12 protein-coding genes are annotated in these 11,973 nt (G+C 40.1%); 11 read left to right on the top strand and 1 reads right to left on the bottom strand.

The window, feature by feature from the left end:
* The first annotated feature begins 77 nt into the window (after positions 1–77).
* The gene (locus NY10_RS08950; RefSeq protein WP_058919647.1) at positions 78–1,070 is read left to right on the top strand and encodes an LLM class flavin-dependent oxidoreductase; all 993 of its coding nucleotides are present in this window, start codon (positions 78–80) and stop codon (positions 1,068–1,070) included.
* Positions 1,071–1,151: 81 nt separating this feature from the next.
* On the opposite strand, the gene NY10_RS08955 is transcribed toward NY10_RS08950, so the two are convergent.
* Positions 1,152–2,003: a DUF72 domain-containing protein gene (locus tag NY10_RS08955; protein ID WP_058919648.1), complete on the bottom strand. Its 852-nt coding sequence runs from the start codon at positions 2,001–2,003 to the stop codon at positions 1,152–1,154.
* Between the two features lie 226 nt (positions 2,004–2,229).
* On the opposite strand from NY10_RS08955, the gene NY10_RS08960 reads away from it, so the two are divergent.
* From NY10_RS08960 to purR, 10 genes are all read left to right on the top strand, one after another.
* Positions 2,230–3,069 carry a Cof-type HAD-IIB family hydrolase gene (locus tag NY10_RS08960; RefSeq protein WP_058919649.1) on the top strand — a complete coding sequence of 280 codons (840 nt, stop codon included), beginning with the start codon at positions 2,230–2,232 and terminating at the stop codon, positions 3,067–3,069.
* A gap of 246 nt (positions 3,070–3,315) precedes the next feature.
* On the top strand, positions 3,316–5,340 hold the full coding sequence (gene metG, locus NY10_RS08965; RefSeq protein WP_058919650.1) for a methionine--tRNA ligase: 2,025 nt from the start codon (positions 3,316–3,318) through the stop codon (positions 5,338–5,340).
* A 127-nt stretch (positions 5,341–5,467) separates the two neighbouring features.
* A complete protein-coding gene (locus NY10_RS08970) occupies positions 5,468–6,247 on the top strand; it encodes a TatD family hydrolase (RefSeq protein WP_058919651.1) in 780 nt (259 codons plus the stop codon).
* The gene (rnmV, locus tag NY10_RS08975) at positions 6,235–6,801 is read left to right on the top strand and encodes a ribonuclease M5 (RefSeq protein WP_058919652.1); all 567 of its coding nucleotides are present in this window, start codon (positions 6,235–6,237) and stop codon (positions 6,799–6,801) included. The genes NY10_RS08970 and rnmV overlap by 13 nt, the downstream gene beginning before the upstream one ends.
* On the top strand, positions 6,788–7,675 hold the full coding sequence (gene rsmA / locus NY10_RS08980) for a 16S rRNA (adenine(1518)-N(6)/adenine(1519)-N(6))-dimethyltransferase RsmA (RefSeq protein WP_058919653.1): 888 nt from the start codon (positions 6,788–6,790) through the stop codon (positions 7,673–7,675). Before rnmV ends, rsmA begins: the two co-directional genes overlap by 14 nt.
* A 164-nt stretch (positions 7,676–7,839) precedes the next feature.
* Positions 7,840–8,097 (top strand): Veg family protein, encoded by a 258-nt coding sequence (locus tag NY10_RS08985; RefSeq protein ID WP_058919654.1) that lies wholly within the window; start codon positions 7,840–7,842, stop codon positions 8,095–8,097.
* A 201-nt stretch (positions 8,098–8,298) separates the two neighbouring features.
* Positions 8,299–9,150, top strand: a complete 852-nt coding sequence (gene ispE / locus NY10_RS08990) for a 4-(cytidine 5'-diphospho)-2-C-methyl-D-erythritol kinase (protein ID WP_058919655.1) — start codon at positions 8,299–8,301, stop codon at positions 9,148–9,150.
* A 282-nt stretch (positions 9,151–9,432) separates the two neighbouring features.
* Positions 9,433–10,140 carry a metal ABC transporter ATP-binding protein gene (locus NY10_RS08995; RefSeq protein WP_058919656.1) on the top strand — a complete coding sequence of 236 codons (708 nt, stop codon included), beginning with the start codon at positions 9,433–9,435 and terminating at the stop codon, positions 10,138–10,140.
* Positions 10,086–10,952 carry a metal ABC transporter permease gene (locus NY10_RS09000; protein ID WP_058919657.1) on the top strand — a complete coding sequence of 289 codons (867 nt, stop codon included), beginning with the start codon at positions 10,086–10,088 and terminating at the stop codon, positions 10,950–10,952. Before NY10_RS08995 ends, NY10_RS09000 begins: the two co-directional genes overlap by 55 nt.
* Positions 10,953–11,135: 183 nt before the next feature.
* Entirely contained in the window at positions 11,136–11,954 is an 819-nt protein-coding gene (purR, locus tag NY10_RS09005) for a pur operon repressor (RefSeq protein WP_058919658.1), read from the top strand.
* Positions 11,955–11,973 lie beyond the last annotated feature (19 nt).

Genomic DNA, 11,973 nt, shown 5'->3' on the forward strand with positions numbered 1-11,973 from the left:
CCAGTGCTATTCTTTAGATGAACTGATATACTTGGAGAGATAAGATAAACGGATACGATGGAAAGGATGAGTAGTACGTGAGATTAAGTGTATTAGATCAAGCACCAATCACTAAAGGAAATACGGCTGCAGATGCTTTAAAAAAAGCAGAAGAATTAGCAATCGTAGCAGATGAACTAGGCTATCAACGTTTATGGATGGCTGAACACCATGGGACAAATGGGTATGCTAGTTCAGCACCGGAAGTTACGGCCGCTCATTTAGCCGCAAAAACAAAAAATATTCGAATCGGTACCGGAGGCGTCATGATGATGCATTATTCTCCTTTAAAACTGGCAGAAGTCTTTAAAACGCTAAGCGCACTATCGCCAGGACGAATTGATTTTGGGGTAGGCCGAGCGCCAGGCGGCGACACCAATGCGATGTATGCTTTGTCTGAGGGACGGCAGCCTATGCTGGACAATATGTATGAAAAGTTTGATACAGCTTTGAAACTGATCAATGATGAAGTTCCAGAAGACCGTTTGTACAGTAAAACGATTGCGACACCGGCTCAGATTGCTTTGCCAGAAGCCTGGCTTTTAGGCTCAAGCGGAAGCAGTGCATTAAAAGCAGCTCGTATGGGTGTGGGTTATTCTTTTGCGCAATTTTTTATGGGCGGGATGACGAAAGATATTTTTGATCACTATAAAACTAATTTTCAGCCTTCTGCTTTTATGGAAAAGCCCGAGATCAATGTAGCTTACCTCGTCACAACAGCTGAAACAAAAGAAGAAGCTGAATTCGAAGCTTTACCGCAAGACATTGCGCGTTTATGGTTAACGCAAGGTCGGATGGGACAACTGTTGACCCCTGAAGAAGCACAGGATTATCCTCTAACAGAAATGGACCGAATGGCTATCAAAGAAAATCGAAAACTGCATTTAGTGGGAGAGGCTAAAGAGATAGCAACATTCTTGCAAGAGGAACAAGCCCATTATGGCTTTGACGAAGCAATGATTTGCAGTATTCCGCATTCACAAGAAAAACGACTAGATGTTTATCGCTTGTTAGCTAAGGAATTGTTTTAAAACGAAAATAGTATGAAGGACAGTTAAAACGACTGAGATAAAGCTAGATTAGTGCTTTGTCTCAGTCGTTTTTTATTATTTTTAAAAGTCGTTGAATAAATCTAAGCCCAGTTGTTGAGGGCCAAGCTGATCAAACGTTAAGCCAAGTATTTTTTGTAAGTATTTAGCGTTGGCAGCAGCATGACCTCCGGAATTATTATTAAAGATAACAGCGACTTCTTTAGAGTCTTTTTCCAATGAACGGATGATAGGAATAAAACTGGCTAGTTCTGCTTGGCTGTAATCGTAAAATGTTCGTTTTTCCCGCCAATTTGGGCCGCTAGCATTCAACCAGCCTTCGTAGTTGCGTCCGTGTAAACGCAATACGGTAAGTTCGGGATTCGTTCCAGTCGCTATCATTGGCACACTATTCCCGGGCGTTTGAGGTTGATCGATTACTGCATGGATAAAGTTCTGCTGCTCCAAGAATGTCAACGTGAGTGGCTGGTTTTCTCCGCTATACCAACTAGCGTGCCGAAATTCGATAGCCACTGGCAGTTCGCCCATCCAGTGCCGGATTTTTCTTAAATAAGTTAAGTGCTCTTCTGAATAATGAAAAAATGGCGGAAATTGAAACAAAAAAGCTTTGATTTTATTTGCTTCGATCATCGGTGCGAAGGCTGCAAGATAGTGTTGAAACATCGCTTCTTCAGATGGAAAAAAATCAAGCCATTCTTTGTGTTGGGTCATGGCTTGAAAAGCTTTTGGCAAGAACTGAAAGGCATCAGGCGTCCTGTCGATCCAACTCAAAATATTTTTTGTTGGAGGAATAGCATAAAAACTAGTGTCTAATTCCACAAATGGAAAATGCGAGGCATAATCTTCTAAGTTTCTTTTTTTATGAGTAATTAATAATTCGTGGTCGTTCCACCCGGTTAAACCAATCGTGATCATCTTGTTCAATCTCCTTTCATAGGGAAAAGATGGTACTCTTAGTGTACCGTATTTCTAGATAAGATTGAAAAAAAAGCTCTTAACACAACAAAAAACACTCGAAATGTTTCACGGGAAACATTTTCTTTTTAAATCAAGAATGAAAGGGCTCTTGCAGTTGCTCCTAGAAACGGTGTAAAATTGGATTATTAAATCGGGAAAAGAAAAATGCTAAAGGAGCAGCCAAATGCATAAAATGGTCTTTTTTGATATAGACGGGACATTACTAACAGCGAGAAAGAAAATTCCAGAAACCGCTAAGCAAGCTATTCAAGACTTAAAAGACAACGGCATTATTCCGGTTATCGCAACCGGCAGGCCTCCTTTTAGAATTGATGCTATTTTGGAAGAATTGAATATCCAGTCCTACATTACTATGAATGGGCAATACGTCGTTTATGAAAATGAAGTGATTTACCGCAACCCCATGTCGAGTGATTCCATTGAACGATTAGCTAAAGCAGCTGAAGTTTACCAACAAGGCATTGCTTTTAGCGGAAGCGAAGAGATTTTAGGCAACTCTTTGACCACTTTAGGCCAGCAAGGTTTGTTGAAACGGTTGATTCAAAAATCACCGATTGCACCGCCCAAATTAGTTGTGGCAGCCATCAGTCATTTTATGGGAGCTTTTAAAACCAAAAAACCCGTCTTACCGGAATATTATGAGAACCGTCCTATTTACCAATGTATTTTACATGCTTCAGAAAAGTTTGATGCTTATTATCGGGAAGAATTTCCTGATTGTCATTTTACCAGGTGGAATCCTTATTCGGTAGACGTCATTACAAAAAATCATTCTAAAGCTGTCGGAATTCAAAAAATGACAGAACACTTAGGTATCTCGCTTCAAGAAACAATAGCTTTTGGCGACGGTTTAAACGATATTGAAATGCTGCAAACAGTCGGAATAGGAGTGGCTATGGAAAGCGGACGAAGAGAAGTATGTGAAATCGCTGACTTCATTACAGTTTCTCCCGAAAACGACGGCATCTTAAAAGGGCTCCAGCAATTGAAGGTATTGCCTTAAAGGACAGCACGTTAAAAGTTGCAAAAGGCAATAGAAATACCAAGGAAAATCCTTATTCTTCTACCGTTCTATGGTATACTATTTGAGAATAGTTTTAGAGCGTAAACCAGAAATATCAAGAACAAGCGGCGTTAGTTGAACAAAAAAACGTAACGCTCATGAAATGCGTCTGTTTTTGTTGAAGAAACTGCACTTGTATTAAAAAATTGAGAACATTTCATTAAATGAACCAAGGAGGCACTTTAAGTGACTGAGAGAAAAACATTTTATATTACAACACCAATTTATTATCCGAGCGGCAAACTGCATATTGGAAATGCCTATTCAACCATTGCTTGTGATGTGATGGCGCGGTACAAAAGAATGCAGGATTTTGACGTTTTTTACCTTACTGGAAGCGATGAACACGGTCAAAAAATTGAAAATAAAGCAGCGGAACTAAATATAACGCCGCAGCAATACGTTGATGATATGGCTGAAGGAATGCAGAATTTATGGAACTTGCTTGAAATCAGCAATGATAAATTTATTCGGACGACCGATCCTGTCCACGAAAAAGTCGTAGCCGATATTTTTGAGCGTTTCTTAGCACAAGGCGATATCTATTTGGATGAGTATGAAGGCTGGTATTCTGTTCCAGACGAAACATTCTACACAGAAACACAATTAGTAGATGTGCAACACGATGCAGAAGGCAACGTGATTGGCGGGAAATCTCCTGACAGCGGTCATCCAGTAGAACTGATCAAAGAAGAATCTTATTTCTTTAGAATGAGTAAGTATGCGGATCGTTTATTGGCTTACTACAATGAGCATCCTGATTTTATTCAACCAGAATCACGTAAAAATGAAATGATCAATAACTTTATCAAGCCCGGCTTAGAAGATTTAGCTGTTTCGCGGACAACTTTTTCTTGGGGAATCAACGTGCCAAGCAATCCCAAACACGTTATTTATGTCTGGATCGATGCATTGGCTAACTATATTACCGCATTAGGGTATGGAACAGATGACCCGAGCTTATTTAATAAATTCTGGCCAGCAGATGTTCACATGGTTGGAAAAGAAATCGTGCGTTTCCACACCATTTATTGGCCAATTATGTTAATGGCATTGGATTTGCCGTTACCGAAAAAAATCTTCGGCCATGGTTGGTTATTGATGAAAGACGGGAAAATGTCTAAATCAAAAGGCAACGTTGTTTATCCAGAAATGTTAGTGGAACGCTATGGCTTAGACGCATTACGGTATTATTTGATGCGTGAAGTTTCATTTGGCAGTGACGGTGTCTTTACACCAGAAGATTTTGTTTCTCGGGTCAATTACGACTTAGCGAATGATTTAGGTAATTTACTGAACCGGACTATTGCCATGATCAATAAATACTTTGATGGAACGATTCCTGCCTACGCAGGAGACGTAACAGCTTTTGACGGAGAGCTGAAAGCTACAGCAGAAAAAACGATTTTAGATTACCAAACAGAAATGGAAAATATGCAGTTCAGCAATGCTTTGAGCGATGTTTGGGTGCTGATTTCACGTGCGAATAAATATATCGATGAAACAGAGCCTTGGAAGTTGGCTAAAGAAGAAAGCAAGAAAGCAGAATTGGCGAGCGTCATGGCTCATTTAGCCGAAAGCTTGCGTGTTGCTGCAATTTTACTGCAACCTTTCTTAACACATGCACCGAAAGAAATGTTCGCACAATTAGGTGTTGAAACTGAAGCAGCTAAGGACTGGACTGCCGTTCAGTTTGGCCATTTCCCGGCTGACGCGAAAGTAGTCGCTAAAGGAACGCCGATTTTCCCACGTTTAGACATAGAAGCTGAAGTAGCTTATATTAAAGAGCAAATGGACGGCGGAGCCAGCACTCTTTCTGAAGAGGAAGAAATTCCGGCAGAATGGGACCCAACGGAAACAAAACTGGTTTCTGTTAAAGAAAAGCAAATCAAATACGAAGATTTTGATAAAGTGGAATTAAAAGTGGCAGAAGTAATCGACTGCGGAAAAGTTGAGGGAGCGGATAAACTGTTGAAATTTCGTTTAGACGTTGGCGATGAAGGGCATCGACAAATTCTTTCTGGAATCGCTGAATGGTACCCTAACCCCGAAGAATTGATCGGCAAAAAAGTTGTTATTGTGGCTAACTTAAAACCGCGTAAGATGCGCGGCGAAATCAGCCAAGGAATGATTTTATCTGCTGAAAAAGATGGTCAATTGCAATTGATCGAAGCTCCAATGGAAGCACCGAACGGATCAGAAGTTGCTTAACTGAAACTGCTGACCTTGACTAGCTAAAAAAATACCCTGCTGAACGCATTTAGCAGGGTATTTACCATAGTCACAAAGCGGTGCAGCTTTATTATGAGGAAAGAGACTAAAAATAAAGGATGAGAGTATGTTATTTGATACACACACGCATTTAAATGCAGCAGAATTTGACGAAGATGTTCTAGAAACCATCAAAAATGCCGTAGCACATGATGTTGCTCGGATGGCTGTCGTTGGTTTCGATACGCTTACGATAGAAAAATCCTTACAGTTAAGCCAAGAGTATAAAGACATTTACAGCATCATCGGCTGGCACCCAACCGAAAGCTACCTTTACACAGATGCCATTGAAGAGCAGCTGTATTACCAATTGCAGTTGCCAAAAGTGGTCGCTATGGGAGAAATGGGTTTGGATTATCATTGGGATACCTCACCTAAAGACAGCCAAAAAGAAGCTTTCAGACGGCAATTGCGGATCGCTAAAGAACTAAAATTGCCTGTCAGCATTCACATGCGGGATGCTATTGAAGATACGTATAAATTGTTGAAAGAAGAACACGTTGAAGATATTGGCGGCATCATGCATAGTTTTAGCGGAGACACTCAATGGATGGAACGTTTCTTAGACTTGGGAATGCACATTTCTTTAAGCGGAGTGGTTACGTTTAAAAATGCGAAAGAACCCAAAGAAGTAGCAAAGGCGGTTCCGTTTGATAAGTTGCTGATTGAAACCGATGCGCCTTATTTAGCACCTGTACCTTTTAGAGGCAAACGCAATGAACCGGCGTACGTTAAATACGTAGCTGAAGAAATAGCGAAGTTAAGAAACTGTTCTTATACTGAAGTAGCAGAACAAACGATGAAAAATGCCAACCGTTTGTTTAGGTTAGATGAATGGAAAAAGTAAAAGAAATCATTGTCGTCGAAGGACGGGATGACACTCGCCGGATCCATGAGTCGCTTGAAGCAGATACGATTGAAACAAACGGTTCTGCCATTAACGAAGAAACACTGCAGTTGATTGCCAAAGCACAAGCAACCAGAGGAGTCATTGTTTTTACCGATCCAGATTTTCCGGGTGAAAAAATCCGTAAGACAATTTCTCGAGCTGTTCCCGGTGTAAAGCATGCTTTTTTGACGATCGATGAAGCAAAGCCGAAAGGCTCAGGAAGTTTAGGGATCGAACACGCTTCGCCTGAAGCCATTCGTGCAGCTTTAGCAAAAAGTTATACAGAGACCTTAGAACAAGAATCATTGATTTCCCGTGAATTGTTGATAGATGCGGGGTTGATTATGGGAGCATTTGCAAAAAAAAGACGCGAAAAGTTAGGCGAACGCCTTAATATTGGATATACGAATGGAAAGCAACTTCAAAAGAGACTGCAAATGTTCCAAATCTCTCCTGAAGAAGTGATTCAAGCGATGCAGCAAATTTTGGAGGAAGAACATGACAAATCATAAAGATATTGCAACACCTATAAGAACCAAGGAAATTTTAAAGAAATATGGTTTTTCAGTAAAGAAAAGCTTAGGACAAAATTTTATCATTGATACCAACATTCTTTCTAATATCGTGGAAGCAGCTGGTTTAAACAAAGAGACAAATGTGGTTGAAGTAGGCCCCGGGATCGGAGCATTAACGGAACATTTAGCGAGAGCCAGCAAAGAAGTCATTGCTTTTGAAATCGATGATCGCCTTTTGCCGGTTTTAGCCGATACTTTGAGTCCTTATGACAATGTATCGATTATTCACCAAGATGTTTTGCAAGCAAACTTGAAAGAAGTGCTAACTGAAAAAGTGGATCTTGCAGAACCGTTGATGGTTGTAGCGAACTTGCCTTATTACATTACGACGCCCATTGTGATGTACTTTTTGGAGTCGGTGGTGCGCATTGATGCTTTAGTGATCATGATGCAAAAAGAAGTTGCAGAACGCATTACAGCCGCTCCTGGCAGCAAAGCTTATGGATCGCTGACGATTGCCGTTCAATACCATATGGATGCGGAGATCGCCTTTATTGTTCCGAAAACGGTATTTATGCCCCAGCCCAATGTGGATTCAGCCATTATCAAATTGACGCGCAGAACGACACCAAGCGTAGAAGTAATGGATGAAAAAGTGTTTTTTGAATTGACTCGAGCAGCTTTTGTGCAACGCAGAAAAACGTTGTGGAATAATTTGCTAGGAAAGTACGGCAAAGAAGAAGCGATGAAAGAGAAGTTGATTCAAGCATTAGACTATGCCGGAATAGATCCGAAACGCCGCGGCGAAACATTAAGCCTGACAGAATTCGGAAAACTAGCAGACGGAATTTGTTTGAAAGTATTAAATTAACATTAAGAATAAAGTTGAGTTTGCCAGTAAACCTTTGTATTGCCAAGGGATTACTGGTTTTTATTATTAGAGAATTATTGGTTGCGTCTAAGTTTTCCATATGATATACTTGTCCGTTTTGTAAAAGTATGTTATAATAGCATTAGATTAGTGAGGTGAATCTGATGCCAATTACATTAGCTAGTATTAAAGAAGGTTTAGATCATAAGTTAGGTAAAAAGATTATGTTGACCGCACAAGTTGGTCGCAAGAGAAAAACAGAACGTAAAGGCATTTTGACCGAAACGTATCCATCTGTTTTTGTTGTGGAGTTAGACCAAGATGAAAATGCTTTTGAACGTGTTTCTTATAGTTATACAGATGTTTTGACTCAATCAGTAGAAATCCAATTTCTAGACGAAGAAAGTCTACAATATGCTTAATCGTAAGACCACGAGCTGAAATGAGCTCGTTTTTTTTTTGCTTTAAAAGAGGATTTTACTATAAAATCAGCTGAATGTGACCGTTTTTTCTAACAGTTCCGTTAAATTCTCCTATTCGTTCTTTGCAAATCATTTTTTTTAAGCTAGTATGTTCTACATACTAGAGACAATGAAAAAAATGAAAGGAGTGCAGAGACCAGTATGGAAGTAATTGAAAAAGCCCCGGCTAAAATTAATTTAAGCTTGGATGTATTGCAGAAACGCGAAGATGGTTATCATGAACTTGAAATGGTGATGACTTCAATCGATTTAGCGGATCGTGTGACATTGAAAACGATAGCTGATAACCAAATCAGCATCCGTTCAAATAATGGGTTTCTTCCATTGGATCAAAGAAACCATGCGTATAAAGCAGCGTTGCTGATCAAAGAAACGTTTGGCATTCAATTGGGTGTGGACATCGTGATTGAAAAGAAAATCCCGATCGCAGCAGGATTAGCTGGCGGCAGCAGTGATGCAGCAGCGACGTTAAGAGGTTTAAATCAACTATGGGATCTGGGCTTAACGCTCGAAGAATTAGCTGTTTTAGGCGCTGAAATCGGTTCGGATGTGCCTTATTGTGTTTATGGCGGTTCGGCTTTTGCAACTGGACGTGGCGAAAAAATTGAACCATTGGATGAGATCCCGCAATGCTGGGTTGTGTTAGTGAAACCTAAAAAAGGCATCTCGACCGGGACAGTTTTTAGTGCCTTGGCTTACGACACGATTGAGCATCCGGACACGCAAGCGATGTTAGCAGCGATCAAAACACAAAATTACAACAAAATGACACAGTATGCCGGCAATGCATTGGAAAAAACGTCTATTATCCGACAACCGGCTATTGAAACGATCAAGCAAAAGATGCTGCAGTTTGGAGCAGATACAGCACTGATGAGCGGCAGCGGGCCGACTATTTTTGCTCTTTGCCGTAAATACTCCAGAGCTCAACGAGTGTACAATGGGCTAAAAGGTTTTTGTAATGAAGTCTACTTAGTCCGAACATTAAAGTAAGAAGAGAAGCGAAACAAGACTTGAGCTTGTTTCGCTTTTTTTTCTTGACGAATAATAACGAGGATGATATGCTACTAAAGAAATGTGTAAATAGTAATCATTACGTTTTGTGGCGGAGCGGTCTCAAAACGAACAATGGTGCTAGATAAGAGCTGCGAACGTACACTATGGCAGCAAAAAAATAAAATAATTGACAGCAGGAAACGGATGAGTGGACGGTCACAACTCTTACTCGTGCGTCTTTTTTCTGTTAAACAAGCATAGAGAAAGAAGGAAATAAGTTTGCATTATATTGAAGTCAATGATTTATCTTTTTACTATGATGAAGAACCCGTTTTAGAAAATATTTCTTTTACCGTTGATGCTGGAGAATTCGTTATGCTGACTGGAGAAAATGGTGCAGCAAAATCGACTTTACTACGCAATGTCTTGGGATTGTTAAAACCAACTAAAGGGGCAGCGTTCATTTCGCCTGTGAACAATCGAAATGAACCATTAGCTATCGGCTATATCCCTCAACAAGTCGCTTCTTTTAATGCTGGCTTTCCAAGTACAGTACTAGAATTGGTTCGTTCAGGCCGTTACCAAAGAGGCAAATGGTTTAAACGATTAGATGCAGAAGATCATGTTCATGTCGAACGAGCATTGAAATCAGTGGGAATGTGGGACATTCGCCATAAAAAAATCGGTGAACTTTCCGGTGGTCAAAAACAACGGATTTCATTGGCTCGGATTTTCGCAACGGACCCTGATCTATTTGTTTTAGATGAACCAACAACGGGTATGGACGTTGATTCACGTCATGAATTTTATGAATTATTGCAACACAATAGTCGTGTCCATGGCAAAGGCATTTTAATGGTTACCCATGATCATGAAGACATTAAACAATATGCGGATCGCCACATCCAGTTGATTCGGAAGGAGGATTCACCATGGAGATGTTTTTCTATGGATTCATGCAGCGAGCATTCCAAGCTTCATTCTTGATTGCTGTTATTGCACCAATTTTAGGTTTATTTTTAATTTTAAGAAGGCAATCTTTAATGGCGGATACTCTTTCGCACATTTCGTTAGCCGGAATTGCTTTGGGGTTGTTGTTAAATATCAATCCCACCGTTATGACACTGGTCGTCGTCGTTATAGCTGCTGTGCTCATTGACTATTTAAGGATGCTGTATAAGTCTTATACAGAAATCTCAATCGCTATCCTTATGTCAGCTGGAATGGCAATAGCGCTGGTTCTGATGAGTTTAAACGATGGAGGATCCAACGCTAGTATCCAACAATACTTATTTGGTTCGATTGTGACCATCAATCAAGAACAAGTTTATTTATTAGGGGCACTTTTTGTGATGGTCGTAGGGCTCTTTTTAGTATTTCGTAAACCGATGTATGTCTTGACGTTTGATGAAGATACGGCTTTTACAGCCGGATTGCCAACGAAATTGATGTCTATTATCTTTAATGTCATCACGGGTGTTACAATAGCAGTCGTTATGCCGATCGTAGGCGCATTATTGGTTTCGGCGATCATCATTTTGCCGGCCGCCATTGCGATGCGTTTAAGCAAAAGTTTTAACATTGTTATTTTGATGGGAGTCATTATTGGGATCATTGGCATGTTTACAGGTCTGACCGCTTCTTATCAATACGGAACACCGCCAGGAGCGACGATCACGTTAGTGTTTATTGTTATTTTCATTATCACCATTTTTATCAAAAAAAGCGTTAATCAAGTGAAATACAAAAAAAGCCGGACACCGTTAGCCTATTCTGAAAAACCAGAAAACAAAAAATAAAAAACAGAGAAAAAGTGCGAATCCGAAAGTTCGTACTTTTTTTTATGAGAAAATAATAATAAAAACGAACAATTTTGATATTTCAAGCAAAAATACCTACCTTTTTTCGTTAAATACGATTATAATAAGGTCGGACGCATGAGATAGTTAAAATTAAAAGGAATTTATGAAGAGGTGAAAGATTTGAAAGTAAAAAGAAGTGAACGATTGATCGATATGACTCGCTATTTGTTAGAAAGACCGCACACATTGGTGTCATTGACTTATTTCGCTAATCGTTACGATTCTGCCAAATCTTCTATCAGTGAAGATTTGACGATTGTGAAAAAAACATTTAAAGAACGTAAAACGGGCACATTAGAAACAGTCCCTGGAGCAGCGGGCGGCGTACGGTATATTCCTGAAATCGCAAAAGAAGAAGCTAAAGAGTTTGTTGATGAAATGTGCGAACGATTATCAGAAGCGAATCGTTTATTGCCGGGTGGTTATGTGTACTTATCCGATTTATTGGGACATCCTCAGATTTTGCGCCAAATCGGCAAGATTATTGCTTCGCAATACTTGCATGAGTCAATCGATGCTGTTATGACGGTTGCGACAAAAGGGGTTCCAATCGCCCAAGCAGTATCAAGCTACTTGAATGTGCCTTTCGTTATCGTTCGTCGCGACTCGAAAATCACTGAGGGCTCGACAGTCAGTATCAATTATGTATCGGGTTCATCTGAACGAGTGGAAAAAATGGAACTATCTAAACGGAGTTTAAAACGCGGTTCACGGGTATTGATCGTGGATGACTTCATGAAAGGCGGAGGAACCGTCAACGGGATGAAGAGCTTGATTGAAGAGTTTGAAGCAGAATTAGTTGGCGTAACGGTTTTTGCTGAATCAACATTCAGCGGAGATCGAATGATTGCTGATTATACTTCGCTTTTATGTGTGGATGAAGTGGATATTCGCGATAAAACGATCTATGTTAAACCGGGAAACTATTTTAAAGATTAAAAAAGTCAGAAACCCTGCC

The sequence above is a fragment of the Carnobacterium sp. CP1 genome, assembly GCF_001483965.1.
GTDB classification, from domain to species: Bacteria; Bacillota; Bacilli; order Lactobacillales; family Carnobacteriaceae; genus Carnobacterium_A; species Carnobacterium_A antarcticum.